Below are 26,009 nucleotides of genomic sequence, written 5' to 3' on the forward strand. Positions count from 1 at the left end.
CATGTCTTTCCCGCTCCTTACGGTGACGGCAGCGGTGCCGGCGGTCGGTGCGATCCTGACCGCCGCCGTGCCCGCCGCCCGCCGCACCGCCGCCAAGTGGCTGGCGCTGCTCGTCTCGCTCGCCACGCTCGTCCTCGCCGGACTCGTCTTCGCCCGGTTCGAGCCGGGCGGCGAGCGGTACCAGCTGACCGAGTCGTACGCCTGGATCAAGGACTTCGGCGTCCGTTACGAGCTGGGCGTGGACGGCATCGGGGTGGCGCTGATCGCGCTCACCGCGCTGCTGATCCCGTTCGTGATCCTGGCCGGCTGGCACGACGCCGACCCTTCCCCGAGCTCTTCGAGCAGGGGATACCCCAAGGACCGCGTCGACAAGCGCTGGCGGCCGACGCAGGGCTTCTTCGCCCTGATCCTCATGGTCGAGGCGATGGTGATCCTCTCCTTCGAGGCCACCGACGTCTTCCTCTTCTACATCCTGTTCGAAGCCATGCTCATCCCGATGTACTTCCTCATCGGCGGCTTCGGCGACCGGGCCCACGCGGGCTCCGACGAGAACGCGGCGGCCCAGCGCTCCTACGCGGCCGTCAAGTTCCTCCTCTACAACCTGGTCGGCGGCCTGATCATGCTGGCCGCCGTCATCGGGCTCTACGTGGTCGCGGGGAACTTCTCGCTCACCGAGATCGCCGGGGCGCGGGCCAACGGCTCCCTGGAGATCGCGACCAGCACCGAGCGCTGGCTGTTCCTCGGCTTCTTCTTCGCCTTCGCGGTGAAGGCGCCGCTGTGGCCGCTGCACACCTGGCTGCCGAACGCGATGGGGGAGGCGACCGCCCCGGTCGCCGTCCTCATCACCGCCGTCGTCGACAAGGTCGGCACCTTCGCGATGCTCCGCTTCTGCCTCGGGCTCTTCCCCGAGGCCTCGAAGTGGGCCACGCCCATGATCGTCGTCCTCGCCCTGATCAGCATCGTCTACGGGGCCCTGGTCGCCGTCGGGCAGCGGGACATCAAGCGGCTGGTCGCCTACGCGTCCATCTCGCACTTCGGCTTCATCATCCTGGGCATCTTCGCGATGACCAGCCAGGGCCAGTCCGGCGCCACGCTCTACATGGTCAACCACGGCATCTCGACGGCCGCCCTGATGCTGGTCGCCGGGTTCCTGATCTCCCGGCGCGGCTCGCGGCTCATCGCCGACTACGGCGGTGTGCAGAAGGTCGCCCCGGTGCTCGCCGGCACCTTCCTGATCGGCGGCCTCGCGACCCTGTCGCTGCCCGGACTCGCGCCGTTCGTCAGCGAGTTCCTGGTCCTGGTCGGCACCTTCGCCCGCTACCCGGTGGCCGGTGTGATCGCCACCACCGGCATCGTCCTCGCCGCGCTCTACACCCTCGTCCTGTACCAGCGGACGATGACCGGACCGGTGAAGGAGGAGGTGCGGAGACTGCCGGACCTGCGGCCGCGCGAGCTGGCCGTGGTCGTCCCGCTGATCGCCCTCCTGATCCTCCTCGGGGTCTTCCCGAAGCCGCTGACGGACGTGGTGAACCCGGCGGTGCGGCACACCATGTCCGACGTCCAGCAGAAGGACCCCCAGCCTGAAGTGGAGGCGGCCAAGTGAGCACTCCCGCCGTCGCATCCTCCGTCCACACCCTGTGGACGGCCGCCGCCGAGCCGCTGGAGAAGATCCCGGCGCCCCACATCGAGTACACGCAGCTCGCGCCCGTGCTCATCGTGGTCGGCGCCGCGGTCCTCAGCGTCCTCGTCGAGGCCTTCGTGCCCCGCCGGGGCCGCTACGTCGCCCAGGTCTTCCTGAGCGTCCTCGCGCTCGCCGCCTCCTTCGCCGCCGTCGTCGGCCTGGCGGCCGGCGGGTACGGCTCCACCAAGGCCCACATCGCGGCCATGGGCGCCATCGCGGTCGACGGACCCGCCCTCTTCCTCCAGGGCACCATCCTCCTCGCCTCGATCGTGGCGGTCTTCACCTTCGCCGAGCGCCGCCTCGACCCGGCCGACCACGGCCACCGGGTCGACTCCTTCGCCGCCGAGGCCGCCGCCGTCCCCGGCAGCGACCAGGAGAAGGCGGCGGTCAAGGCCGGGTTCACCACCACCGAGGTGTTCCCGCTCGCCCTCTTCGCCGTCGCCGGCATGCTGGTCTTCCCGGCCGCCAACGACCTCCTGACGCTCTTCGTCGCCCTGGAGGTCTTCTCCCTCCCGCTGTACCTGCTGTGCGCCGTCGCCCGCCGCAAGCGGCTGATGTCGCAGGAGGCGGCCGTCAAGTACTTCCTGCTCGGCGCCTTCTCCTCGGCCTTCCTGCTCTTCGGGATCGCCCTGCTCTACGGCTACGCGGGCTCCGTCTCGTACGCCACGATCGCCGACGTGGTCGACGGGACGGTCACCTCGGTGAACCCGGCGCTCGCCGACACCATGGGGAACGACGCGCTGCTCCTCATCGGCTTCGCCATGGTCCTCACGGGGCTCCTCTTCAAGGTCGGCGCCGTGCCGTTCCACATGTGGACCCCCGACGTCTACCAGGGCGCCCCGACCCCGGTCACCGGCTTCATGGCCGCCGCGACCAAGGTCGCCGCCTTCGGCGCGCTGCTCCGCCTGCTCTACGTGGTCCTCCCGGGCCTCACCTGGGACTGGCGGCCGGTCATGTGGGGCGTCGCCATCGTGACGATGCTGGGCGGCGCGATCATCGCCATCACCCAGACCGACATCAAGCGGCTCCTGGCGTACTCGTCCATCGCGCACGCCGGGTTCCTGCTCGCGGGCGTCATCGCGGCCACCCCGAGCGGCATCTCGTCCGTCCTCTTCTACCTGGGCGCGTACTCCTTCGTCACGATCGGCGCCTTCGCCGTCGTCACCCTGGTCAGGGACGCGAGCGGCGAGGCCACCCACCTCTCCAAGTGGGCCGGTCTGGGACGCCGTTCGCCGCTCGTCGCGGCGGTCTTCGCGGTCTTCCTGCTCGCCTTCGCCGGCATCCCGCTGACCTCAGGGTTCTCCGGCAAGTTCGCGGTCTTCAAGGCGGCGGCGGACGGCGGCGCGGGCGTCCTCGTGGTGGTCGGCGTGATCTCCTCGGCGATCGCTGCCTTCTTCTACATCCGGGTCATCGTGCTCATGTTCTTCAGCGAGCCGAAGGCGGACGGCCCCACGGTCGCCGTGCCCTCGGCCTTCACCACGATCACCATCACGGCGGGCGTGGCGGTCACCCTGGTCCTCGGCCTCGCGCCGCAGTACTTCCTGGACCTGGCGAACCAGGCGAGCGTGTTCGTGCGGTGACCCCGGACGCACGCGCGCGAAGGGCCCGGCTCCGCCAGGAGCCGGGCCCTTCGGCGTACTTCACCCCCGCCGGGCGCCGTGACATCGTGGAAACCGCACCGAATGGTCTGTACCAGTCGTGGAGGGGTGGTTCCATGCGCGGCACCACGGTCTTACCCGGAGCGCCCTGCGCCGTGCCGAGGAACGGTGACCCGCCCGTGCACCGGCTCGAACTGCGGCTGCCCGACCAGGTGCCCTTCGCCGCCGGGGGGTTCGACGCGATGGGGCCGATGTCGCGGGCCGCGTACCCGCACCGGCACACCTTCTACGAGATCGTGCACGTCGTCGAGGGCAGCGGGACGCACGTGCTCGACCTGGAGCGGTACGAGGTGCGGCCGCCGCAGCTCGGGGTGATCCTGCCCGGACAGGTGCACCACTGGGAGGGCGTGCGCGGGCTCGAAGGGTCGCTCGCCCTCTTCACGCCCGAGTTCCTGGTCGGCGGGCCCGGCGACGAGGAGCTGCTGCGGCGGCTGGGGGAGCGGCCCTGGGTGGACCTCGACGCCGCCACGCACGAGCGCACGGCCCGGCTGATGGACGACCTGGCCGAGGAGTACCGGCACGGGGCCGACGGGTTCGCCGGCGTGCTGCGGTCCCTGCTGCACGTGCTCCTCGTACGGACCGTCCGGCTGCCCGGCGGTGGGGGCGGGGGAGGGGACCTGCCGCCGCCGCGCGGCCTCGCCGAGGAGTTCCTGCGGCTCGCCCGTACCGCCGGGACCGCCGGGCTCTCCGTACGGGAGTGCGCCGAGCGGATCGGGGTGACCCCCGGGCACCTCACCGAGGTGGTGCGGGCGGCCACCGGCCGCACCCCCGCCGCGCTCCTTCGCCAGGAGCGGGTGCGGGAGGCGCAGCGGCTGCTCGTCGCCACCGAGCTGCCCGTGCGGCAGGTGGCCGCGCGGGTCGGGTTCGAGGACGCCGCCTACTTCTGCCGGTTCTTCCGCAGGGAGGTCGGCCGCAGCCCCGGCAGCTTCCGAAAAGACCACGACCGCCGTGCTCCGTCCATCGAACCCGGTGCCGCGGGCCCCTAGGTTCGTTGCCGATCCCAGCCCCCCCACCCGAGGAGCCAGGCACATGGACCACGAGACCAGCACCGGGCACGTCAGCCGCAAGACCGTCCTGCGGGCCGCGCTCGCGGCCGGCATGGCGGCGCCCGCGGTGCTCATGGGCGTCCCCGCGCTCGCCCGCACCCTGACGGACGGCGGGGAGGCGCCCGCGCTCACCCCCACGTGCGACGACGGCGACGACCCCACCCCGGCGCAGATGGAGGGGCCGTACTTCAAGCCCAACTCCCCGCTGCGCAGCAGCCTGCTGGAGGGGAACACCCCCGGCGTCCGGCTCACCGTCAGCGGGTACGTCTTCGGGCTCGCCTGCCGGCCGATATCCGGCGTCCTGCTCGACTTCTGGCAGGCCGACACCAACGGCGCCTACGACAACACCGGATTCCGCTTCCGCGGCCACCAGTTCACCGGCGCCGACGGCTCCTTCAAGCTCACCACGATCGTGCCCGGCCTCTACCCCGGCCGCACCCGGCACATCCACGTCAAGGCGCAGGCCCCCGGCCGCCCGGTCCTCACCACGCAGCTGTACTTCCCGAACGAGCCCCGCAACAACACCGACAGCCTCTTCGACCCGCGGCTGCTCATGACCGTGCGGGACGCGGGCGGCGCGCGCGAGGCCGCCTTCGACTTCGTCCTGAACGTGGCGCAGAACCCCGGCCCCACGCCCACGTCCACCCCGACCACCCAGCCGCCGGGGGGCAGCTGGGCGGTCGGCACCGCCTACAAGGCCGGGGACGTCGTCACCTACGGCGGGGTGAGCTACGTGTGCCTCCAGGCGCACACCGCCCAGCCCGGCTGGCAGCCGCCGAACGTCCCCTCCCTCTGGCGGACCGCCTGACGGTCAGACGGCGGGGGCGATCCGGCCCCGGACCTCGCCCAGGGCGACCCGGGTGCCGTCCGGGCCCGGCGCCCACGCCGTCAGGACGACCTCGTCGCCGTCCTCCAGGAACGTCCGCTTCCCGCCGGACAGTTCGAGCGCGTCCCGCCCGTTCCAGGTGAGCTCCAGGAGCGAACCGCGCTGGTTCACCTCGGGCCCGGAGACCGTCCCGGAGCCGTACAGGTCGCCCGTGCGCAGCGACGCGCCGTTCACCGTCATGTGGGCGAGCTGCTGGGCCGCCGTCCAGTACATCGAGGAGAACGGCGGCTCGGCCACCACCTCGCCGTTGATCTCCACGGAGATCCGCAGGTCGAAGCCGCCCGGCTCCTCCTCGTCCGCGTCGTCCAGGTACGGCAGGAGCGGGAGGTCCCGCGCGGGCGGGGCGGTCCGGGCCGCGTCCAGGGCCTCCAGGGGCGTCACCCACGCCGAGACCGACGTCTGGAACGACTTGCCGAGGAACGGGCCGAGCGGCACGTACTCCCAGGCCTGCACGTCCCGCGCCGACCAGTCGTTGAGCAGCGTCAGGCCGAAGACGTGCTCGCGGAAGTCGGCGAGCGGCACCGGCCGGCCCAGCTCCGACGGGGTGCCGACGAGGAAGCCGACCTCCGCCTCGATGTCCAGCTTCACCGACGGCCCGAAGACCGGCGCCGGGTCGGCGGGCGCCTTGCGCTGCCCCGAGGGGCGCACGACGTCGGTGCCGGAGACCACGACCGTGCCCGCGCGCCCGTGGTAACCGATCGGCAGGTGCTTCCAGTTGGGGGTGAGCGCGTCGCCGTCGGGGCGGAAGATCCGGCCCACGTTGGTCGCGTGGTGCTCGCTCGCGTAGAAGTCGACGTAGTCCGCGACCTCGTACGGCAGGTGCAGCGTCACCGCGTCCAGCGGGTGGAGCAGCGGCTCCACCTCCGCCCGGTGCGCGGGGACCGTCACCCAGGCGGTGAGCGCCCGGCGGACGTCGCGCCAGGCGGTACGCCCGGCGGCGAGCAGCGGGTTCAGGCCGGGCTGCGCCAGGAGCGACGCGTAGGGGGAGCCGAGCGCGTGCGCCGCGGCCCCCGCGTCCAGCACGTACCCGCCGATCCGGACGCCGAGCCGGCGCCGGTCGGGCTCCTCGGCGGTGGAGAAGACGCCGTACGGGAGGTTGTGCGGGCCGAAGGGATCGCCCTCGGCCAGGTCGAGCGGGCTGTGCTCGGACATCGGTGCTTGCCTCGCTTTCCACGGGTGTGGGGGACACGTTACGGGGCGGGCCGCCGGGCGCTGATGACATGGATCACACGGAAAGCGCGGCCTCCGTGGGCAACTGTCCGCGTTCGTTCCCTTTGGGCGTCCACCGGTTTCCCCCGCCCGGCCCGAGCTGCGGAAACGGGCTCCCGCGAGGGTGCTCACGGCCCTACGATCACGGTGGTATCGCGCCGCGTGAAGCAGCCGCGAGTGCGCGCCCGCTTTCTCTCACTCTTCCCTGACCAGGAAAAAGGTCCCGCACTGTGAAGATCCGTCGCATTCTCGCGACCGCCGTGGCCGCCGCCGTGACCACCCCGGTCGTGTTCCTGTCCGCCGCGCCGGCGTTCGCCGACACCAAGCCGTCGCCCGCGTCGACGCAGAAGCCCGCGCAGGGCGAGGACGACAAGCCGCCGACGCTCGACGAGCTCAAGGCCGCGGTCGCGCTGGCGCAGAAGGAGTACGACGACGCCGTCGTCGCCCTCGACAGGGCCAGGACCGCCGTCGACGCCCTGGAGAAGCCCGACCACCCCCTCAGGACCGCCGTCACCGAGGCCCGGGGGAAGGCCGGGAAGGCCGCCGCCGACAAGACCGCCGCCGACACGGCGCTCGCCGAGGCGGAGCAGGCCGAGGAGGACCTTCCCGACGACGCCGGCGACGAGCAGAAGAAGGCCGCCGCCGAGGCCGTCGAGACCGCGAAGGAGACCGCCGGGAAGGCCGCCGCCGACAAGGCCGCCGCCGACGAGGTCCTGCGCCTGGCCTCGAAGGACCTGGCCGACGCCTCGGTCGCCGCCTCGCAGGTGTTCCACCGCGCCGAGGTGACGAAGGAGGAGGCCTCCCGGAAGCTCGACGACGCCAAGGAGGAGCTGGCGTTCCACGAGGACATGGTGGGGGCCTGCGAGCCGGACGAGGCCGTGCAGATCGACCTGAGCGGCCCGGAGAGGGTCACCGCCGGAGAGCCCGCCGTCTTCTCGATGCGCGTCACCAACGCCTCCGACCGGGCCCTGGACCTCGTCGACGTCTACGCCGACGCCCTGCGGGATCCCGGTCTCGGCGAGGACACCGACGAGGAGACGGACTTCGAGAAGTGGACGATCCCCGTCGAGTGGTCCTCGGCGGACGTCCTCGAATGGACTCCGGTCGGCGAGGAGTTCGAGACCATCGAGGTCGGGAAGCTCGCCAAGGGCGCCCACTACGACGTGAAGCTGCGCCTCACGGTCGACGCCGACGCTCCCGCCGGCGGGGGCTCGGTCTTCGCCTTCGGCCAGTACGAGAACAACGACGGCACCTGCGGCATCAGCCTGGACGGCGGGCACGCCAACTTCGACGTCCTCGCCGCCAAGGGCGACAAGCCGACCCCCACCCCCACCCCGACCCCGACCCCGACCCCGTCGCCCTCCACCTCGACGCCCGCCCCGGCGACCACCACCGGCGGCAACACCGGCACCACCCAGCAGGGCGGCTCGTCCACCACCCCGGTGACGACCGGCGGCACCCTCGCCGCCACCGGCGCGAACGACGTCCTGCCGCAGCTCGGCCTGGCCGCCGCCGGGGCCGTCGCCCTCGGCGCCGGCGCGATGGTCGTCGCCCGCCGCCGCAAGGCCGGCGCGCAGGCGTAACCGCTGCTCCCGGATCCCCCGTACGCGCGCTCAGCCCGCCGTACGGGGGATCCGCTTCTCCCAGGTGCGGTGGAAGACGACCTCGTCGCCCTCCCGGCACACCACCTCGTTCCAGGTGTGGAAGGCATCCGCGTCGCAGGTGATCTCCGAGCGGGTGTCCACGCCGACGTCCCAGCCCCGGTCGGGGCGGCGCAGCCGGATCGTCCAGTCCGAGCGGGTGCGGGCGGTCAGCGGGCCGCTCTCCTCGATCGTGTAGGTCTCCAGGGCGTCCTCGGTGAACTCCAGACCGTCCGGGTACACGCGCGTGCCCCCGTACTTCGGGTCCACCTCCAGGCGCCACTCGCCCTTGGCCACGTCCCGGACCACCACCCGCTCCGGACGCCGCTCCTCCGGCGAGGCCGGGTGGACCACGCCCAGCGGCTCGGCCTGCTCCGGCTCCTCCCACACGACCGCGTCCTCGGTGCGGCGGCGGACCGGCAGGGTGAGGGAGGAGCCCGCCGGGTCGAGCGTGAAGCCCGCCGCGTCGGGCTGGGGCCAGATCCACGGCCAGTACGTGGAGGAGACCGCGAGCCGCACCCGGTGGCCGGGCGCGAAGGCGTGCCCGATGCCGTTCAGTTCGAAGGCGAAGTCCTCCGTCTCCCCGATCAGGGCCGGTTCGGCCCGGTCGCGGCCGTGGCGGGCGGAGAAGTTCAGGGCGCCCCGGGTGACGAGGGTGGAGGAGCCGTCCGGGGCGATGTCGCAGAGCCGGGCGATCACCTGCCCGGTGGGGGCGGCCGTGCGCAGGGACAGGTGCACGGACGGGCGGCCCAGGATCTCGACGGGGCCGCCGTCCTCGGGCACGGGGAAGTCGAAGCAGGCCGAGTGGGCGTCCTCCTCGCGCTGGTCGGGCGGCAGGTCGGCGTCGTTGCCGAAGGGGAAGAAGCGGCCCGCGTCGATCCCGGTCTGCTGGGGCGAGTCGACGACGACCGGGGAGCCCTGGAAGCCGTACGTGACGGGGGTGACGTGCGGGGAGGGCCAGGCGGGGTCGGCGACCCAGCGGCCCGGCAGCTCCTCGTAGACGGTGGCCGGCGGGTGCGAGTCGCTGATCCAGGACCGCAGCAGGGGCTCGTCCATCACGCCGTTCGCGGCCCCCTTGAGGTGGTGGTCCCACCAGCGCAGGGTCTCCTGGAGGAAGCCGATCGCGGGCCCCGGCGGCAGCCCCCGGTCCGGGTACTGGTGCGACCAGGGCCCGACGATCCCGCGCACCCGGTCCGCCGGGAGGTGCTCGACGAGCCGCAGGACGGTGTCCCGGTACGGGTCGTGCCAGCCGCCCACGGCGAGGACGGCGGCCCCGATCGCCCCGTAGTCCTCGCAGACGCTGCCGTGCCTCCAGTACGCGTCCCGGGTCTGGTGGGAGAGCCAGGTGTCGACGAGGGGCTCCACGGCCTCCAGGCGCCGCAGCCACATCGACCGCCACTCCTCGCCCGCGTACTCCGGGTCCGGCGGCCGGGAGGCGAAGGCGAGCACGGTGGCGCCCCAGGCGTGCATGTCGACGCCGAGGACCGAGCCGCCCATGTAGTGCACGTCGTTGTCGTAGCGGTCGTCGGTGGAGCAGACGGTGACGACGGCCTTCAGGGGCTCGGGGGCGAGGGCGGCGATCTGGAGCGAGTTGAAGCCGCCCCAGGAGATGCCGAACATGCCGACCCGTCCCGTGCACCAGGGCTGCCCGGCCAGCCAGTGCACCACGGCCACGCCGTCCGCCAGCTCGGTCGCGTCGTACTCGTCGCCCGGCAGCCCCTCGCTGTTGCCGTGGCCGCGCACGTCCACCCGCACGGAGGCGTAGCCGTGGCCCGCGTACCAGGGGTGGCGCTGCTGGTCGCGCGGCGCGGTCCAGTCGGTCAGGCGGTACGGCAGGTACTCCAGGAGGGCCGGTACGGGCTCCTCGGTGACCGGCCGCCACACGCGCGCGTAGAGCAGGGTTCCGTCGGGGAGCGGAATCCGGACGTCCTCGCGGCGGGTCTCGTACGGGAAGTCGGTGCGGATCTTCGGCATCGGGTCACCTCGGGGACGGAAAAGGCGGGCGCGGCGCTCAGTGGACGGGGTGCATGGTGCGGCGCAGCCAGGGCGCCAGGGCGATCACGACGAGGCCGACGGCGACGGCCACCGCGCCGTTCACCCCGAAGTACACGGGCTTGGAGACGTCGTCGTAGAGCTTCACGGTCTGGGCCTGGATCCCGTTGGCCAGCGCGAGGGAGAGGAACCAGAGCGACATCGTCTGGCTGGAGAAGGCCTTCGGGGCGAGCTTGCTGGTGGCGGACATCCCGGAGGTCTCCAGGAGCACGTCGCCGAGGCCGAGCAGCAGGTACGAGCCGACGATCCACCAGGCGGCCATCCGGTAGGTGTCGTCGGCGTGCCCGGAGGTCGGCAGGACCATCAGGAGGAACGACAGGCCGCCCAGCACCACCCCGAACGCGATCTTGTTCGAGACGTGCGGCTGCCGGTGGCCCATCCGGGACCAGACGGCGGCCACCACGGGCGCCAGGGCCACCTCGAAGGCGCCGAGGGCGGAGGCGTACCAGCTCGCCGGGAAGTCGAAGCCGAGGATCGTGGTGCGGGCGTTGGTGGAGGCCAGCAGGATCATCGTCGAGTACGCCTGGAAGAGGATGAAGTTGAACACCACCGAGGCCAGGAAGAGCACCGCGTACGGCCGCAGCCGGCCGCGCTCCTCGAGGGTGACCCGGGGGCTGGTGAACATCACCCAGAAGTAGACGACCGGCGCGACCACCGAGATCAGCGTCAGGACGTCCACGAACCGGTCGATCGTCAGCCACCCGACCAGGGCCAGGACCGTGGCGACGACGGCCACCGCGACCGCGCCGGCGACCATCAGCCGGACCGCCCGGCGCATGGCGTCGGGGGCGAGCGCGAACTCGGCGGCGTGCCTGCGTCCGGCCAGGTGACGCCGGCCCGCCACGTACTGGACCAGGCCGAGGGTCATGCCGATCGCGGCGGCCGAGAAGCCCCAGTGGTAGCCCCGGTGGTCGGCGAGCCAGCCGGTGATCAGCGGACCGGCGAAGGCGCCGATGTTGATCGCCATGTAGTAGAGGGCGAAACCGGCGTCGCGGCGGTCGTCGTCCGTGCGGTAGAGCTTGCCGACCATGGTCGCCACGTTCGGCTTCAGCAGGCCGGTCCCGGCGCTGATCAGGCCCAGGCCCACCCAGGTCATCGCGGCCGTGGGGACCGCCATGGCGTAGTGGCCGCAGGCGATCAGGATCCCGCCCCACAGGACCGCGCGGTACGAGCCGAGGACGCGGTCCGCGAGCCAGCCGCCGGCCACCGAGACCAGGTAGACCAGCGTGCCGTAGGCGGCGGAGACCGAGGCGGCGGTGCCCGGGGCCATGCCGAGTCCGCCCTCGGAGACGGCGGCGGCGAAGTAGAGGACGAGGATCGCCTGCATGCCGAGGAACGAGAACCGCTCCCAGACCTCCAGGCCCGAGAGGGTCAGCAGGCCCCTCGGGTGCCCGAGGAAGGCGCGGTCGTCCTCCGGCGGGGGCAGCTCGCCGTCCGGATCGGTGTCGATGTTCGTTCGGGACAAAGCGCCTACTCCTGGTGGTATCGGCTGATCACGAACATACCGGGGGTGACGGGAAGGCGCCCACGGTGATCGAAAGGTGACCGGATACGCTGGCTTGAGTGAATCCAGCGACACATCGACAATCCGCGTGATCGTCCCGTGCGGTCGCTGCCGACCGTGTAGCGACAGCAGGCGTCAGCAGACAGGAGACCCCCTCGTGACCGTCGTCGGGCCGTTCGGCCTCAGCGTGCGGGACCAGGCTCTCGAGGCCGATGTCCAGGCCGGTCTGGCGGCCGTGGAGGCGGGCCTCCTGGCCGCCACCAAGAGCGACGTCCCCTTCATCACGGAGGCCGCGCAGCACCTCGTCCTGGCCGGCGGGAAGCGCTTCCGTCCGCTGCTGGTGATGCTCGCCGCCCAGTTCGGCGACCCCTACGCGCCCGGCATCGTGCCCGCCGCCGTGGTCGTCGAGCTGACCCACCTCGCCACGCTCTACCACGACGACGTCATGGACGAGGCCGACGTCCGCCGCGGCGTCCCCAGCGCCAACACCCGCTGGGGCAACTCGATCGCCGTCCTCACGGGCGACTTCCTCTTCGCCCGCGCCTCCCACACGCTCGCGGACCTCGGCCCGGAGGCCGTCCGCATCCAGTCCGAGGCGTTCGAGCGGCTCGTCACCGGCCAGATCCTGGAGACCGCCGGACCCGCCGACGGCCGCGACCCCGTCGACCACTACCTCGACGTCCTCGGCGGCAAGACCGGCTCCCTCGTCGCCGTCGCCTGCCGCTTCGGCGCGATGATGGCCGGCGCCGACGAGGGCGTCGTCGGCACCCTCACCCAGTACGGCGAGCGGCTCGGCGTCGCCTTCCAGCTCGCCGACGACGTCCTCGACATCGCCTCCGACTCCCACGAGTCCGGCAAGACCCCCGGCACCGACCTGCGCGAGGGCATCCCGACCCTGCCCGTCCTGCGCCTGCGGGCCGCGGCCGCCGCGCACGGGCGCCCCGAGGACGTCGAACTCGTCGCCCTCGTCGACGGCGACCTCACCGACGACGCCCGGCACGCCGAGGTCCTGCGCCGGCTGCGCGCCCACCCGGCCCTGGAGCAGGCCCGCCGGGACACCGTGCGGTACGCGGAGGAGGCCCGCGCGATGCTGGCGCCGCTCCCCGACGGCTACGCCAAGTCGGCGCTCGCGGAGCTGTGCGACGCGGTGGTGTACCGGGCGGGCTGATCCCCCGACTTCGGAGGTGAGCACGCCTCCAGGTCCCGGGCCAGCGCCCGGAGCCACACCTCCACGTCCGTGAGCGGGGCCAGGAGCGGTGCGGGCACCCGTTCCGCCACCTCCGGCGGCAGGGGCGCGGGGCGGACCCGTACGCCCTCCGGGGGGAATCCCGCCGCCCGCACGGTCGCCGCGACCACCTCCTCGGCCGTCTCGCGCGCCCAGCGCCGGGCGTCCGGCGGAAGGCCGGGCATGCCGTCCGTACGGGGCAGCCAGTAGGCGCCGACCAGCGTCCGCGCCCCGTGGTCCAGCACCGCCAGCCAGTCGTGGGCGGCTCCGTCGGCGTCCGAGGCGGGTTCCGTGCGGTACTGCGCGTAGACCGCCTCGGCGATGCGGAGCCGGTGCAGGGTGAGCCGTACGCCGGGGGAGGCCGACCCGGCGGGGCCCGCGCCCTTCGCGTCCCCGGCCGGGACCGCGTCCTTCCCGCTCCCGTCCGTCACCGCCGCCGCCGTGGTCCGGACCACCGGCGCGGCGGCCCGCAGCAGGCCCGACATGCCGTACCGGATCTCGGCGCGGGCCCCCGCAGGCCAGGCCAGGAGGCCGCACAGCAGGCCGATCGCGCTGCCGGTGAGCACGTCGACCAGCCGGGCCTCCGCGAGCCGCCAGGTCACCGGCGCGATCTGGGCGAAGGCCGTGGCGACGACGAGCGTGAAGAGCCCCTGGCCCCGGGCCGGACCGCCGAGCGGGCCCAGCGTGAAGGCCACCAGCATCATCGGCACCAGCAGCGCCGCGTACACGTCGGACGCGCCCCCGGCCCCCACGATGAGGAGCCCCGCCGCGAACGCCCCCGCCAGGGTCCCGGCCGCCGCCGCCCGTACGGCCGACCAGGTGGCGCCCGCCGTGGTCCGCCCCAGGGTCAGGACGGCGAGCAGCACCCAGAAGCCGTGCGACAGGTCGAGCGAACCGGCCACGAGCCGGGCGAGCGCCAGGCCGAGCGCGGTGCGCAGGGCGTTCTGGAAGACGACGGAGCGCCGGGTCAGATTGCCCCTGATCCGGACGGCCAGCAGCCGGGCCGTCCCCTCCGCCGCGTACCAGAACTGCTCGCGGGGCAGGCCGTGGAGCCGCTCCCGGCCGCCGAGCGCGAGGGAGGCGGCCGTGCGGACGGTCACCGCCGACACCGCCGCCGTCAGGACCGTCGAGCGCCGGACGAGGACGGTGCGCCCGCCGGCGGCTCCGGCGGGCCCGTCGGCGCGGGCCCCGCGTGCCTTCAGGAAGTCCGCGACCATCTCCTCGAGGAGCTGCGGCCCGGGAAGGGGCCGCCCGCGGCGTTCCCGGCCGCCCCTCCGCAGGGCGTCGGCCGTCTCCGTACAGCTCGCCGCGACCCCCCGCAGCAGGTCCGCCGAGACGGTGTCCCCGGGGGCCGGGTCGTGCGCGGCGAGGAGGGCCAGCTGGTCGAGGAGCCGGCGGGTCGCGGCCCCCGCCTGGGCCAGGGCCCGGTCCGTCCGGCCCGCGCCCGTCGGCCGCGCCCCGGCGGGCACCCGGGACAGGCGCAGCTCCCGCCCGGCCGCCCCGAGCCGCCCGGCGGCCTCCGGGTCCGGCCCCCTCCCGCGTACGACCCCGGCGGCGGCGCGGGCCGCCAGGTCCAGGGCGTCGGCGATCCGCCCGCGGTACGGGGGCTCCGGCGCGTCCGGGAGGAACACCGCCTCGGCCAGGGCGAGGAGCGCCCCGCCGGCGACGAGCCCGGCGAGGCGCTGCGGCAGCGTCCCCGGCTCGTACGGCGGGAAGCAGGCCAGGATGTAGAAGAGCTGGAGTCCGGGGGCGGCGCCCGCGATCCGGGGGCCGCAGGCCGCCCCGAAGGCCAGCGCGAAGCCGACCGCCAGCATGCCCGCGACCGCCGGCCGGGTCCCGGCCGCGAGCACGGTCCCGAGGGCGACGAGCACGGCCGCGGCCGGCACCGCGCGCAGCACGGTCGCGGCGCGCTCCCGGCCCGCTCCGGGGAGCGGGGAGAGGATGCCGAACGCGATGGGGGTGAACAGGGCGTAGACCCCGGCCACCGGCCGGTCCAGGAGGTGGAGCGCCGGATAGAACCCGGCGGCCGTCGCGGCCGTGACGTGCGCGGCGTGGCGCCCGGTGCGCGCCATCGCGGAGAGCCCCTCGGACATGAACGGCTCCTCTCGGCCCGTCCCCCTCCAGTCTCGCCCGGGAGCACGGGCCCCGCCTTCGCGGAACCGGAGGTTCCGTATGTGAGGGCCCGGACCGGTCTCGGGGTCGGGTCATCCCGGAGGGGTACGCGAGGTTGATCCCGGGGGCTGACGATTCCGTCCTCCCCGTTTGGTGGGATGGGGTACACCGACCACATGAGGCCGTTCGGGGCCTCTCCAGGGCGCACGGAGGTAGCGGAGACCATGGCAGCGAACGAAGTCCCCAGCGAGAGCCCCGGCGAGGTTCGCGGCGAGACCCGTCGCAGGGCGAGCCGGTACGTCGTCCCCGTCGCGGTGGCCGGTGTGGCCGCGGCGACCATCGGTCTGGTCCCGGCGCTCGCGGCGGCCGGCGACCCGGACCTGCCGGAGATCACGGCCGCGCAGCTCATCGAGAAGATCGCGGGCTCGGAGACCCAGACCCTCTCCGGCACCTTCAAGGTCTCCACCGACCTGGGCCTGCCGGCCCTCGGCGGCCTGGTGTCCGGCCTCGGGGGCCAGGGCGGCGGCGCCTCCACGGCGGACCCCGCGCAGAAGCTCACCGAACTCGTCTCGGGCACCCACACGCTGCGCCTGGCGGCGGACGGCCCCGAGCGCCAGAGGCTCACCCTGCTCGACGGCTCCGACGAGTACAGCCTGATCCACAACGGCGACGACGTCTGGGCCTACGACAGCAGGTCGAACGAGGTCTTCCACGAGAAGGACGCGTCGGCGGGCCGGACGCCGGAGAAGGAGCTTCCCGCGACGCCCAAGGAGCTCGCGGACGAGGTCCTGAAGGCGGCCGGCGACACCACGTCGATCACGGTCGACGGCACGGCGCGGGTGGCGGGCCGGGACGCGTACCAGCTGGTGATCAAGCCGAAGCAGGCCGGTTCGACGGTCGCGTCGGTGAAGATCGCGGTGGACGCGGCGAGCGGCACCCCGCTGAAGTTCACCCTCTCCTCGGTCGAGGGCGGCAAGCCGGTCGTGGACGCGGGCTTCACCAAGGTCGACTTCGCCCGCCCGGACGCGTCGGTCTTCGCCTTCGAGGCGCCGAAGGGCGCGAAGGTGACGGAGGGCGCGGCGGAGGAGGAGACGTCCCGGAAGCTCCCAGAGAACTTCGAGAAGGACTTCGGCGAGGACTTCGGGAAGGAGTTCGGTCAGGGCTTCGGGGACCTCGGCAAGGGCCTGAACGTCCTCGGCGAGGGCTGGACGACCATCGCGAAGCTCGACACCGGAGCCCCGGCACCCGGGACGGACGAGGCGCCGAAGGAGATCCGGGGCTTCCTGGACTCCTTCGGCGACGAGGTCACCGGGAAGTTCGGCTCGGGCACCCTCTTCAAGACGAAGCTGGTGAACGCGCTCCTCACCGACGACGGCAAGGTCTACGTCGGCGCGGTGACGAAGGACGCGCTGGTGGAGGCGGCGAACTCCGGCAGGTAGGAGCCGGCTCCGTTGGGACCCCGGGCGGATCGGGGGCGATGGTCACCGATCCGCCCGGGCGTTTCTTCGCCCTCCCGTGACCGCTACGGGAAGGTCAGCTTGAAGGCGTTGATGTAACCGGTGTCGGCCGGACCCCGGTCCTGGACGCGGAGCTTCCAGGCACCGTTGGCGACCTCGGTGGAGGCGTTGACGGTGAAGGTCTGGACGATGTTGTCGGCGCTGCCGCCGGACTGGTTGCTCAGGCTGTAGACCGAGCCGTCGGGGGCGACGAGGTCGACCACGAGGTCGCCGCGGTAGGTGTGGACGATGTCCACGCCGACCGAGAGGTCGCTCGGGGCGTTGCCGGTGACGCCGGTGACGTTGACCGTCGAGGTGACCGCGGCGCCGTTGTCCGGGATGGACACGTCGGCGGTGTTCTCGAAGACCGTGCCGGTGGGCGGCGTGGTGGAACCGGCCGACAGCGTCCAGATCGCGTGCGCGACGGCGTCGCTGTTGCGGTTCAGGGCGGTGTCGTTGATGTTCGCGGTGGTGTCGCAGGAGGAGTGGTAGCAGCGGTCGAACGCCGTCGCCGTACCGCCCCACTTGGAGACCTGCGCGCTGGTCTTCACGCGGCTCGCGCCGGTGAAGAGGCCGCCGACCGGGACGCCCGCGCTCTTGAAGGGCGCGTGGTCGGAGCGGCCGTCGCCCTCGGTCTCGATCTCGGTCGGGACGCCGAGGCCCGCGAAGTAGCTCTTGAAGGTCTGCTCGATCGTCGGGTCGTCGTCGTAGACGAAGTAGCCCGGGTTCGGCGAGCCGATCATGTCGAAGTTGAGGTAGCCCTTGATCTTCGAACGCTCGGTCGTCGGGAGGTTGTTGACGTAGTACTTCGAGCCGACGAGGCCCAGCTCCTCGGCGCCCCACCAGGCGAACCGCAGGTGCTTGGAGGGCTGGTAGCCGGCCCGGGAGACGGCGAGGGCGGTCTCCAGGATCGCGGCGGAGCCGGAGCCGTTGTCGTTGATGCCGGGGCCCGAGGAGACCGAGTCGAGGTGCGAGCCGGCCATCAGCACCTGGCTCGGGTCGCCGCCCGGCCAGTCGGCTGTCAGGTTGTAGCCGGTGGCGCCGCCGGAGGTGAACGTCTGCACGCTGGTGGTGTATCCGGCGGCGTCCAGCTTCGCCTTCACGAAGTCGATCGACGCCTTGTAGCCGGGACGGCCGTGGGCCCGGTTGCCGCCGTTGGCGGTGGCGATGGACTGGAGGTCCGTCAAGTGCTGCTTGACGGCGGTGAGCGAGATGTCGGGCGCGGCGGCGGCACCGGCGGCCTCGGCGGGCCGGGCGGTGGCGCTGGTCCCGGTGAGACCACCGAGCGCGAGCGCCGCGAGGGCGGCGACCGCGGTGACGCGTCTGGGTACGGAGAGGCTCATGTGGGGGCTCCGGATTCCGAACGGGGATGGGACGGAACGTGCGAGACGCCTCGGGCGTGGGAGGCCACGAGGCGTTGGAGCTGTACGAATGCGTGCGTGGTGTTCAGTTGTCCGTTGCACAGGTGTTCCTCTGTGCGTGCTGAATGTTCAGTGACAGGATGTGTTCACGTCAAGAGCGGAAACCGGTCAGGGGTGTTCGCTCAGCGGACGGGGGGCGCCTGTGGCCCGTCGGCCCGACTCCCTTGATCACGCGGCCGGTTCGGGCGAACGCCACGTCCGAATCCCGCCGGTGCCCGGGGCGGGGACGCGTGACGCTGGAGCCATGCGTACCACCGAGACCCTTCACGCCCCCCGGGCCGTCGCGCCCGCCGCCCTCGCCGAGCTGCGCGTCGTCGACGACGCCGGGCGCCCCTGCGTGCCGTACGCGGCCACCGGGGGCGGGGAACCCCTCCGGTGCTGTCTGCGTGCCGCCGCCCCCGGCGAGCGGATCGCGCTCGTCTCGTACGCGCCGCTGCGCCGCTGGGCGGCGGAGACGGGGGCGGAGCCGGGCGCGTACGACGAGCAGGGGCCCGTCTTCGTGCACGCCGGGGAGTGCGGCGGGCCCGCGCCCTCGGAGGAGTACCCCTTCGCGCGGCCCGGGGCCCTGCGCACCCTCCGCCGGTACGACGCGGCGGGCCGGATCGTCGGCGGCCGGCTCCTGGAGCTTCCGGAGGACCCGGCGGAAGGCTTCGGCCGGGCCCTCGCGGAGGCCTTCGAGGACCCCGCCGTGGCCCTGGTCCACGTCCGGGCCGTCGAGTACGGCTGCTTCCACTTCGAGGTCCGCCGCCCCTGACCCCTCCTACGGTTCGCCCGCCGCCCGCACCGCCGGGAGCAGGGCCGCGAGCCGTTCCAGCTGGTCGTCCTGGGAGCGCAGGTCCAGGGCGCCGAGGCGTACGACGACGTGCCGGGCCCCGGCCGCGACGTACTCCTCCAGGCGCTCGCGCACCCGCTCGGCCGGGCCCGTGACGACGGCCTGGACCTTCTCCAGGTCCTCCAGCGGCATGCCGTACGTGGCCCGCGCGTAGGCGTCCATCGCCCGGCGGCCGTGCCCGGGGTCCGCGCCGGACCCGTCGTCGATCCGCACCGAGACGAACAGGGCGGGCGTGACGTCCCCGTCCGCGCGTCCGGCACCGGCCGCCGCCGCGCGGACGGCCCGGAGGCCGGTCGCGTAGTCGGCGGGATCGGGCGGGTAGGGGAGCCAGCCGTCGTACGTCCGGCCGGTGCGGGCCAGGGCGGCGGGGGTCGCCCCGCCGAGCCACACGGGCGGGCCGCCGGGCCGGAACGGCCTGGTCATGGGCGGTACGTCGGTGAAGCGGAGGAACTCGCCGTGGAAGGAACCGCCGCCGCCCCACAGCGTCCGCCACAGCGCGACCGTCTCGTCCAGGCGGGCGAAGCGCCTCGCCCACGGCACCTCGGACAGGGCGTACAGCGGCTGCCCGAAGCGGCCGGGGAACCCGGCGCCGACGGCCACGGCGAGCCGGCCGCCGGACAGCAGGTCGAGCGACGCCAGCGCCTGGGCGGTCTGCACCGGCCGGCGCAGGTGCGGCAGCAGCGCGGCCGTCCCGAGCGTCACGGCGTCGGTCGCCGGGGCGAGCGCCGCCAGCATCGTGAGCGCCTCGACGCGCGGGCCGATCAGGGTGTCGTTGACGAAGAGCGAGGAGAAGCCCGCGCGTTCGGCCCGGCGGCCGAGGGCGACCAGATCGCGGGGGTCGTCGTCCGGGCCCCACTGGGCGGCTCCGGTCGGAAGCAGTACGCCGATGTCCATGGCGGCGATGCTCACGGCGGAGCGCGGGGGCCTCAATTCCCGCCGGGGAATGGCCCGGAGCCGTGTCCGCGCGGGCTCGATTCCCCGCAGGGAATGGCCCCGAGCCGCCCCCGGCCCGTACAACGGGACCGTGGACTTTCCCCGTGCGCTCCGCGAACGCCGTACCGGCCGCCGTCTCAGCCAGCTCGACCTGGCGTCGCGGGCGGGCACCACGCAGCGGCACCTCAGCTTCATCGAGTCCGGCAGGTCCGTTCCCGGCCGGAACATGGTGGTGCGCCTGGCCGAGTCGATGGGGCTGCCGCTGCGGGAGCGCAACGAGCTGCTGCTCGCCGCCGGGTACGCGCCCGTGTACCCCGAGAGCCCGCTCGACGGCCCGGAACTCGCGCCCGTGCGCACGGCGATCGACCACGTCCTGCGCGGACACCTGCCGTACCCGGCCCTCGTCGTCGACCGGAACGGGGACCTGATCGCCGCGAACAGCGCGTTCGACCTGATCACCGAGGGCGCGGCCGCCGAGCTCGTGGGGCCGGGCACGAACGTCTACCGCCTGGCGCTGCACCCCGACGGCCTCGCCCCCCGCGTCGGCAACCTCGCCGAGTGGGCGCACCACGTCCTGGCCCGCCTCGGCCACCTGGAGGAGCTGCGGACCGAGCTGGCCGGGTACGTCCCCGAGCCGGGGCCGTCCGCCGGGGCCCTCGGCTTCGCGGTGCCGCTCCGGCTGCGGACCCCGTACGGCGAACTGCGCCTGATGACGACCGTGACGACCTTCGCCACCGCCGTGGACGTGACGCTCGCCGAACTGAAGCTGGAGGCGTTCCTGCCGGCGGACCGGGCGACGGCGGACACACTCCTGGCGGCGGCGGCCGGATCTCCCGGGGCCCCGGCCCCCGGGGCCCCGCTCCCCAGGACCCCGGCCCCCTCCCGCCCTACTGCACGCAGAACTCGTTCCGCTCCGGGTCCGCCATGACCACCCACGAGCCCGACGGCTCGTTCACCTCGTGCAGGACCGTCGCGCCGAGACCGACCAGGCGGGCGACCTCCTCGTCCCGGGCGCCCGCCTCCGCGTGGAGGTCCAGGTGGACGCGGTTCTTGACGGTCTTCGCCTCCGGGACCCGCTGGAAGAGGATCCGGTGGCCGAGACCCGCGCCGGTGTCCTCGTCGTACGGCTCGTCCGGGTGCCGCACGGCGGCGAGGTCCCGCCAGCCGAGCCGCTCGCCCTCCGTGCCCCCGTGGACGGTGGTCGTCACCCCGTCCGGGACGGCCCCCGCTCCGAGGAGCCGCCGCACGAGCGCGCTGTGGTCCTCCTCCCGGTAGCGCAGGGCGGCGGCCCAGAAGGCGGCCTGCGCGTGCGGGTCCGTGGCGTCGACGACGAGCTTCCAGTGCAGGGGTCCCATGACACCGGTTCTAGCGTCCCCCCTCCGCCCGTGCCACCGGAACGGACCCCTCCGTCAGGACGGGCGCTCCTTCCCGACCCGCAGGTGGTCCAGGAGCCCCTCCGGCTCCGGGTACGGCTCCTCCCGGGGGAGCAGGGCGCGGGCGCGGGCCGTGTCACCGGCCCGGACCAGGGCGTGGGCGCGGTGGGCGAGCGGGGTCACGTCGGTGATCGACACCGTCCAGTCGTCCGCGTACCGGCGGGACGCCTCGCCCGACAGGCCGAGCTGGAGCGAGCGGTACGGGAGCGGGTTCAGGCCGGGGTCGCGCTCCGGGTCCCACTGGACCCGGGCCGGGGACTCCCGCAGCTGTCGCCTCCACGCGTCCCGGTCGGGGTGGAAGCCGCGCTCGTAGTGGGAGAGGCAGGCGTTCCGCAGGGCCCACTCGAAGCCCTCGCGGGTGATCTCCACGGCGAGGACGGTCTCCTGGCCCTCCTTCGCGCCCCACCCCGAGCGGTACATCATCCACAGGAACGACGGCTTGATCCACGTCATCCGGTCCCGCTTCCAGACGGCCGGAAACCGGCCCTCCCGCGCCGCCGGGAGCCCGATCGCGGGCGAGTACGCCTGGTAGACGGTGACCGTGCGCTCCGTGTGGAGCGCGCGGATCCGGTACTTCGGTTCTTCCATGGGGTTCAGGGTGGGCGAAGTCCCGCCGCGCCACTACCGGTTATTCCGGGACCTCATTCCGGCGCCGGCCCGCCCGCGAGCACCTCGCACACCTCGGCGGTCAGGGCGTCCGCCGCGTCCAGGGCCGCCGCCAGGGAGGCCGGGTCCGTGCCGAGGGCGGAGAACAGCCCCTGGGCCCGGTCCGCGAAGTCCGGCGGGGCGCAGGGCAGTCCGCCCGCCTCCCGTACCGCCCCCTTCTCGTTCAGGACCCAGCTCCCCGCGTGCGCGTGCAGGGCGTGGACGAGGAGGCCGACCGCGCGGAAGAGACAGCCCGCCACGTAGAAGGAGTCCCCGCGGGCCGCTCCCTTACGGGCACAGGCCAGGGTGAACGGCGCCTCCCAGCGCGCGTTCTCGACGAGCGCCCCGCGCAGCGCGTCCGGGTAGGGGCGGACCTCCTCCCGGAGGGCCCGCAGCTCGCCGGTCGGGTCGGCCAGGACGCGGCCGAGCGCCAGCTCGCCCACGTAGGAGGGGGAGTGGAAGCCCAGGGGGTGGCCGGGCTGGGTGCCGATCTCGAAGCGGCCCTCCCCGCACTCCTCCCGGACGCGCCGCACCCGGTCCAGATCGCGGTAGATCCAGTCCACCCGGTGGCCGTCGACCGTCAGCCAGCCGCCGCCGTCCACCCACGGCCCCCAGCCGCCCGGCTCGGACACCTCCCCGGGACCACCGGTCAGCTCGGCCGCCAGCCGGCGCAGGGCGTCGGTGTCCAGCGGCGGCCGGTAGTACAGGCCCAGGTCGAAGTCCGAGTCCGGGGAGTGCGTCCCCCGCGCCCGGCTGCCGCCCAGGCACACCCCGACGACCCCCTCGACCTCGGACAGGCGGTCTGCGATCTCGATCAGGCGCTCCATCCGGCCCACTCTGTGGAAGCCGCCCACCGCCCGCAACCCGATTGCGGGACCTTCCGGCTGGTCGGCGACCGATGAGTTTTCCCGTGATCCACGGTCATGGATCATGGCAGGCGCGCGGCGGCCCGAACGGGGCCGGAGCGCGCGGCTCGCATCCCCCGCCGACCGGACACGAGACCCCGAGGAAGCCCGCCATGCGCACCCTGATCAGCACCGCCTTCATCTCGCTCGACGGCGTCGTCGAGGCCCCGGGCGGCGAGCCCGGCTACCGGAACTCCGGGTGGACGTTCAAGGACGTCGAGTTCCTCCCCGAGGCGTTCGAGATCAAGGGACGGGAGCAGAAGGAGGCCGCGGCGATGCTGATGGGCCGCGTCAGCTACGAGGCGTTCAGCCCGGTGTGGCCGGACATGGAGGACTTCGCCGACTACAGGGCGATGCCGAAGTACGTCGTCTCCACCACCCTCGCCGAGGGCGACCTGGTGGAGAACTGGGGGGAGACCACGATCCTGCGCTCGCTCGACGAGGTCGCCGCGCTCAAGGAGACCGGGGGCGGCCCGGTCATCGTCCACGGCAGCGCCTCGCTGAACCGGGCCCTGTCGGACGCCGGCCTGATCGACCGCTACCACCTGCTCGTCTTCCCGCTCCTGCTCGGAGCGGGCAAGCGGCTCTTCAGCGCCACGGACAAGGACGCCCAGAAGCTGAGGCTCGTCGAGCACGAGGTCTACGCGAACGGCCTCCAGAAGCAGGTCTTCGACGTGGTCCGGCCGGGCGCCTGACCCGCCGGGCCCCCCGGCGCTCCGGTCCTCCGGCGCGGGGCCCGTCACGTACGCGCCCGTCGGCCCGCCCCGTACGCGCCCGCCGTCAGCGTCCGGCCGTGGGCGCGGTCCCGACCGGTCCCGGGGTCCCGGCCGTCCCCGGGGTCTCCGTCTCCGTCGTCCCCCGTGCCTCCGCCGCTCCCGCCGTCGCCGCCGCGATCGCCGCCCGGCTGCGCCGGTTCGTCCGCAGCGCGTCCCACGTGAGGATCGTCAGGGCCAGCCAGACGAGGGAGAAGCCCGCCCAGCGCTCCGGCGGCATCGCCTCGTGGAAGTAGAGGATCCCGAGGAGGAACTGGAAGGTCGGCGCCAGGTACTGGAGGAGGCCGAGCGTCGACAGCGGGACGCGGATCGCCGCCGCGCCGAAGCAGACCAGCGGGACCGCCGTGACCAGACCGGTGGCGACGAGCAGCGCGGTGTGGCCGGCGCCGTGCGCGCCGAACGCCAGCGTGCCCCGACCTCCCAGCCAGACCAGGTACGCGAGGGCGGGCAGGAACTGGACGGCGGTCTCGGCGGCCAGCGACTCCAGGCCTCCGATGTTCACCTTCTTCTTCACCAGGCCGTAGAGCGCGAAGGAGAAGGCGAGGACGAGCGAGATCCACGGCGGCTGCCCGTACCCGATCGCGAGGACGAGCACGGCCGCGAAGCCGATGCCGACCGCCGCCCACTGCGCCGGGCGCAGCCGCTCCTGGAGGACGAGGACGCCGAGGGCGATGGTGACGAGCGGGTTGATGAAGTAGCCGAGGGAGGCCTCGACGACGTGGCCCGTGTTCACGGACCAGATGTACAGGCCCCAGTTCACGGTGATGACGGTGGCGGCGAGGGTGATCAGACCCAGTTTGCGCGGGCTGCGCGCCAGCTCCCGTATCCAGCCCCAGCGGCGCAGGGCGAGCAGGGCGAGCCCCACGAAGACCAGGGACCACACCATCCGGTGGGCGAGGATCTCGATCGCCCCGGCGGGCTTGAGCAGCGGCCAGAACAGGGGGACCAGGCCCCACATGCCGTAGGCGCCGATCCCGTAGAGCAGGCCTGCTCGTCCCTCGTTCTCCGTCTTCACCGGACCTCCCGCCCTGTGCCGCGCCGTCCTGTCGGCCGCTCCGACGACGGTAGCGCCGCACGGGGCGGGTTGTCATGCCCGTACCGCTATACGGTCATGACGGCCCGGTGGCGCGGTCATGACGGCCCGGCGCTCGTCAGGAGGCGTCGAGCGCTTCCTGGATCGAGACGCCGACCGGGGTGGTCGGGCGGTCGATCAGCCGGGTCAGGTCGCCGGTGCGCAGGGCGAGCGCGCCGTGCTCGGCGGCCCGGTCGACGTCGACCAGGATCTCGGCGAGGGGGCGCGGGAGCCCGGCGCCGAGGAGGATCTCCAGGTGGGCCCCGGCGGAGACGGGGGTGTACGTCACCTCCCGGCCGGACCGGGCGGCGACCTCGGCCGCGTACTCGGCGAAGGACCAGGCGGTGTCGCCGCTCAGCTCGTACACCTGGTTCAGGTGCTCCTCGGCCGGGCCGGTCAGGACGGCGGCCGCGGCGGCGGCGTAGTCGGCGCGGGAGGCGGAGGCGATCCGGCCCTCACCGGCGTTGGAGACGACGGCGCCGTGGGCGAGGACGGGGGCGAGGTTGGCGGTGTAGTTCTCGCTGTACCAGCCGTTGCGGAGGAAGGTGTACGGCAGGCCCGAGGCGAGGATCAGGCGCTCGGTCTCCTTGTGCTCGGCGGCCAGCTCGAAGTCGGCGTCGTCGCCGCCGAGGACACCGGTGTACGCGAGCCGGGCCACGCCCGCCGCCTTCGCCGCGTCGATCACGGCGGAGTGCTGCGCGACGCGCCGCCCGACCTCGCTGCCGGAGATCAGGAGCACCCGGTCGCCGGCCTCGAAGGCGCCCGCCAGGGTCTCGGGGCGGCTGTAGTCGGCGATCCGCAGCTCGACCCCGCGCCCGGCCAGGTCCGCCGCCTTCTCCTTGTCCCGGACGACGGCGACGATCCGCTCGGCGGGGGCGGCGCCCCCGGCGGGGGCGGTGCCGAGGAGGGCGTCGACGACGAGGCGGCCGAGCTGTCCGGTGGCTCCGGTGACGACGATGCTCATGGTGCTTCCTTACGCGTGGGGTACGTGAAAATTGAACGGTGTACTCACCGTAGAACCGGCACTAACTTTTCGAAAGTACCCACTTTGAAGTAAGGTACTGGCATGGAGGTAAGTGGAGAGGTGAGCGCGACGGCCCCGCTGCCCGACGTCTTCGACCCGATGTGCCCCTCGCGGGCCGTCCTGGAGCACGTCACCAGCCGCTGGGGCGTCCTCGTCATGGCGTCCCTCCTGGAGCGCCCGTACCGCTTCAGCGAGCTGCGCCGCCGCATCGGGGGCGTCAGCGAGAAGATGCTGGCCCAGACCCTCCGGACCCTGGAGCGCGACGGCTTCGTCCACCGCGACGCCAAGCCCGTCATCCCGCCCCGCGTCGACTACGCCCTCACCCCGCTCGGCACCGAGGCCGCCCACCGGGTCTGGGCGCTCGCCCACTGGAGCGAGCAGCGGGCCGCCGTCGTCCAGGAGGCCCGCGAGCGGTACGACGGGGCACGTCGCGAGAGTGCCACCGCTTCGTCCCAATGAGGT

General features: G+C 73.6%; 22 protein-coding genes. 11 read left to right on the plus strand and 11 right to left on the minus strand.

What is annotated here, in order from left to right:
- Position 1: 1 nt before the first annotated feature.
- From ACFY7E_RS01430 to ACFY7E_RS01445, 4 genes are all read left to right on the plus strand, one after another.
- Entirely contained in the window at positions 2-1,603 is a 1,602-nt protein-coding gene (locus tag ACFY7E_RS01430; protein ID WP_389479506.1) for an NADH-quinone oxidoreductase subunit M, read from the plus strand.
- Entirely contained in the window at positions 1,600-3,261 is a 1,662-nt protein-coding gene (gene nuoN / locus ACFY7E_RS01435) for an NADH-quinone oxidoreductase subunit NuoN (protein WP_389479509.1), read from the plus strand. Before ACFY7E_RS01430 ends, nuoN begins: the two co-directional genes overlap by 4 nt.
- Before the next feature lie 134 nt (positions 3,262-3,395).
- Positions 3,396-4,325, plus strand: a complete 930-nt coding sequence (locus tag ACFY7E_RS01440; protein ID WP_389479511.1) for an AraC family transcriptional regulator — start codon at positions 3,396-3,398, stop codon at positions 4,323-4,325.
- A 43-nt stretch (positions 4,326-4,368) separates the two neighbouring features.
- Positions 4,369-5,193 (plus strand): carbohydrate-binding protein, encoded by an 825-nt coding sequence (locus tag ACFY7E_RS01445; protein WP_389479513.1) that lies wholly within the window; start codon positions 4,369-4,371, stop codon positions 5,191-5,193.
- A gap of 3 nt (positions 5,194-5,196) precedes the next feature.
- Here ACFY7E_RS01445 and fahA read toward each other — a convergent pair whose 3' ends face one another.
- The gene (fahA, locus tag ACFY7E_RS01450; RefSeq protein ID WP_389479516.1) at positions 5,197-6,423 is read right to left on the minus strand and encodes a fumarylacetoacetase; all 1,227 of its coding nucleotides are present in this window, start codon (positions 6,421-6,423) and stop codon (positions 5,197-5,199) included.
- Positions 6,424-6,710: 287 nt separating this feature from the next.
- On the opposite strand from fahA, the gene ACFY7E_RS01455 reads away from it, so the two are divergent.
- A complete protein-coding gene (locus tag ACFY7E_RS01455; protein ID WP_389479518.1) occupies positions 6,711-8,063 on the plus strand; it encodes a peptidase in 1,353 nt (450 codons plus the stop codon).
- A gap of 30 nt (positions 8,064-8,093) precedes the next feature.
- Here the strand turns inward: ACFY7E_RS01455 and ACFY7E_RS01460 are convergent, their stop codons facing one another.
- Positions 8,094-10,094 (minus strand): CocE/NonD family hydrolase, encoded by a 2,001-nt coding sequence (locus ACFY7E_RS01460; RefSeq protein ID WP_389479520.1) that lies wholly within the window; start codon positions 10,092-10,094, stop codon positions 8,094-8,096.
- A gap of 37 nt (positions 10,095-10,131) precedes the next feature.
- A complete protein-coding gene (locus tag ACFY7E_RS01465) occupies positions 10,132-11,637 on the minus strand; it encodes a peptide MFS transporter (protein WP_389479522.1) in 1,506 nt (501 codons plus the stop codon).
- A gap of 196 nt (positions 11,638-11,833) precedes the next feature.
- On the opposite strand from ACFY7E_RS01465, the gene ACFY7E_RS01470 reads away from it, so the two are divergent.
- A complete protein-coding gene (locus tag ACFY7E_RS01470; protein ID WP_389479524.1) occupies positions 11,834-12,844 on the plus strand; it encodes a polyprenyl synthetase family protein in 1,011 nt (336 codons plus the stop codon).
- Here the strand turns inward: ACFY7E_RS01470 and ACFY7E_RS01475 are convergent.
- Positions 12,787-14,994 (minus strand): FUSC family protein, encoded by a 2,208-nt coding sequence (locus ACFY7E_RS01475; protein ID WP_389479526.1) that lies wholly within the window; start codon positions 14,992-14,994, stop codon positions 12,787-12,789. The genes ACFY7E_RS01470 and ACFY7E_RS01475 overlap by 58 nt on opposite strands.
- 243 nt (positions 14,995-15,237) lie before the next feature.
- Here ACFY7E_RS01475 and ACFY7E_RS01480 point away from each other — a divergent pair, with 243 nt between their 5' ends.
- A complete protein-coding gene (locus ACFY7E_RS01480; protein WP_389479528.1) occupies positions 15,238-16,452 on the plus strand; it encodes an outer membrane lipoprotein carrier protein LolA in 1,215 nt (404 codons plus the stop codon).
- An 83-nt stretch (positions 16,453-16,535) separates the two neighbouring features.
- Here ACFY7E_RS01480 and ACFY7E_RS01485 read toward each other — a convergent pair whose 3' ends face one another.
- On the minus strand, positions 16,536-17,852 hold the full coding sequence (locus ACFY7E_RS01485; protein ID WP_389479530.1) for a M28 family metallopeptidase: 1,317 nt from the start codon (positions 17,850-17,852) through the stop codon (positions 16,536-16,538).
- Positions 17,853-18,174: 322 nt separating this feature from the next.
- On the opposite strand from ACFY7E_RS01485, the gene ACFY7E_RS01490 reads away from it, so the two are divergent.
- Complete coding sequence (locus tag ACFY7E_RS01490; protein WP_389479533.1) at positions 18,175-18,684, plus strand: DUF1203 domain-containing protein; 510 nt, start codon at positions 18,175-18,177, stop codon at positions 18,682-18,684.
- Between the two features lie 6 nt (positions 18,685-18,690).
- Here the strand turns inward: ACFY7E_RS01490 and ACFY7E_RS01495 are convergent, their stop codons facing one another.
- The gene (locus ACFY7E_RS01495; RefSeq protein ID WP_389479536.1) at positions 18,691-19,656 is read right to left on the minus strand and encodes an LLM class flavin-dependent oxidoreductase; all 966 of its coding nucleotides are present in this window, start codon (positions 19,654-19,656) and stop codon (positions 18,691-18,693) included.
- A 130-nt stretch (positions 19,657-19,786) separates the two neighbouring features.
- Here ACFY7E_RS01495 and ACFY7E_RS01500 point away from each other — a divergent pair, with 130 nt between their 5' ends.
- The gene (locus ACFY7E_RS01500) at positions 19,787-20,623 is read left to right on the plus strand and encodes a helix-turn-helix domain-containing protein (protein ID WP_389479539.1); all 837 of its coding nucleotides are present in this window, start codon (positions 19,787-19,789) and stop codon (positions 20,621-20,623) included.
- Here ACFY7E_RS01500 and ACFY7E_RS01505 read toward each other — a convergent pair.
- The 3 genes from ACFY7E_RS01505 to ACFY7E_RS01515 are packed head-to-tail and all read right to left on the minus strand — an operon-like array spanning position 20,583 to position 22,600.
- Complete coding sequence (locus ACFY7E_RS01505) at positions 20,583-21,050, minus strand: VOC family protein (protein ID WP_389479541.1); 468 nt, start codon at positions 21,048-21,050, stop codon at positions 20,583-20,585. The genes ACFY7E_RS01500 and ACFY7E_RS01505 overlap by 41 nt on opposite strands.
- Positions 21,051-21,104: 54 nt before the next feature.
- Positions 21,105-21,716, minus strand: coding sequence for a DUF4291 domain-containing protein (locus ACFY7E_RS01510; protein ID WP_389479543.1), 612 nt, complete (start codon positions 21,714-21,716; stop codon positions 21,105-21,107).
- 53 nt (positions 21,717-21,769) lie between these two features.
- A complete protein-coding gene (locus ACFY7E_RS01515) occupies positions 21,770-22,600 on the minus strand; it encodes a nucleotidyltransferase domain-containing protein (protein ID WP_389479545.1) in 831 nt (276 codons plus the stop codon).
- A gap of 191 nt (positions 22,601-22,791) precedes the next feature.
- Between ACFY7E_RS01515 and ACFY7E_RS01520 the strand changes: the two genes are divergently transcribed.
- On the plus strand, positions 22,792-23,373 hold the full coding sequence (locus ACFY7E_RS01520; RefSeq protein WP_389479547.1) for a dihydrofolate reductase family protein: 582 nt from the start codon (positions 22,792-22,794) through the stop codon (positions 23,371-23,373).
- Positions 23,374-23,458: 85 nt separating this feature from the next.
- Here the strand turns inward: ACFY7E_RS01520 and rarD are convergent, their stop codons facing one another.
- On the minus strand, positions 23,459-24,466 hold the full coding sequence (gene rarD / locus ACFY7E_RS01525) for an EamA family transporter RarD (protein ID WP_389479549.1): 1,008 nt from the start codon (positions 24,464-24,466) through the stop codon (positions 23,459-23,461).
- Between the two features lie 136 nt (positions 24,467-24,602).
- Entirely contained in the window at positions 24,603-25,487 is an 885-nt protein-coding gene (locus ACFY7E_RS01530) for an SDR family oxidoreductase (protein ID WP_389479552.1), read from the minus strand.
- A gap of 102 nt (positions 25,488-25,589) precedes the next feature.
- On the opposite strand from ACFY7E_RS01530, the gene ACFY7E_RS01535 reads away from it, so the two are divergent.
- A complete protein-coding gene (locus ACFY7E_RS01535; RefSeq protein ID WP_389479554.1) occupies positions 25,590-26,006 on the plus strand; it encodes a winged helix-turn-helix transcriptional regulator in 417 nt (138 codons plus the stop codon).
- Positions 26,007-26,009: the final 3 nt, after the last annotated feature.

It is taken from the genome of Streptomyces sp. NPDC012825, from assembly GCF_042900925.1.
Classification (GTDB): domain Bacteria; phylum Actinomycetota; class Actinomycetes; order Streptomycetales; family Streptomycetaceae; genus Streptomyces.

Excerpts from the sequence above, each read along its gene's own strand:
- ACFY7E_RS01460 (WP_389479520.1), bottom strand. The coding sequence starts at position 10,094 with ATGCCGAAGATCCGCACCGACTTCCCGTACGAGACCCGCCGCGAGGAC.
- ACFY7E_RS01430 (WP_389479506.1), top strand. The coding sequence starts at position 2 with ATGTCTTTCCCGCTCCTTACGGTGACGGCAGCGGTGCCGGCGGTCGGT.
- ACFY7E_RS01535 (WP_389479554.1), top strand. The coding sequence starts at position 25,590 with ATGGAGGTAAGTGGAGAGGTGAGCGCGACGGCCCCGCTGCCCGACGTC.
- ACFY7E_RS01480 (WP_389479528.1), top strand. The coding sequence starts at position 15,238 with ATGGCAGCGAACGAAGTCCCCAGCGAGAGCCCCGGCGAGGTTCGCGGC.
- ACFY7E_RS01475 (WP_389479526.1), bottom strand. The coding sequence starts at position 14,994 with ATGTCCGAGGGGCTCTCCGCGATGGCGCGCACCGGGCGCCACGCCGCG.
- ACFY7E_RS01510 (WP_389479543.1), bottom strand. The coding sequence starts at position 21,716 with ATGGAAGAACCGAAGTACCGGATCCGCGCGCTCCACACGGAGCGCACG.
- ACFY7E_RS01530 (WP_389479552.1), bottom strand. The coding sequence starts at position 25,487 with ATGAGCATCGTCGTCACCGGAGCCACCGGACAGCTCGGCCGCCTCGTC.
- ACFY7E_RS01485 (WP_389479530.1), bottom strand. The coding sequence starts at position 17,852 with ATGAGCCTCTCCGTACCCAGACGCGTCACCGCGGTCGCCGCCCTCGCG.
- ACFY7E_RS01515 (WP_389479545.1), bottom strand. The coding sequence starts at position 22,600 with ATGGAGCGCCTGATCGAGATCGCAGACCGCCTGTCCGAGGTCGAGGGG.
- ACFY7E_RS01445 (WP_389479513.1), top strand. The coding sequence starts at position 4,369 with ATGGACCACGAGACCAGCACCGGGCACGTCAGCCGCAAGACCGTCCTG.
- fahA (WP_389479516.1), bottom strand. The coding sequence starts at position 6,423 with ATGTCCGAGCACAGCCCGCTCGACCTGGCCGAGGGCGATCCCTTCGGC.
- ACFY7E_RS01440 (WP_389479511.1), top strand. The coding sequence starts at position 3,396 with ATGCGCGGCACCACGGTCTTACCCGGAGCGCCCTGCGCCGTGCCGAGG.
- ACFY7E_RS01495 (WP_389479536.1), bottom strand. The coding sequence starts at position 19,656 with ATGGACATCGGCGTACTGCTTCCGACCGGAGCCGCCCAGTGGGGCCCG.
- ACFY7E_RS01520 (WP_389479547.1), top strand. The coding sequence starts at position 22,792 with ATGCGCACCCTGATCAGCACCGCCTTCATCTCGCTCGACGGCGTCGTC.
- ACFY7E_RS01505 (WP_389479541.1), bottom strand. The coding sequence starts at position 21,050 with ATGGGACCCCTGCACTGGAAGCTCGTCGTCGACGCCACGGACCCGCAC.
- ACFY7E_RS01490 (WP_389479533.1), top strand. The coding sequence starts at position 18,175 with ATGCGTACCACCGAGACCCTTCACGCCCCCCGGGCCGTCGCGCCCGCC.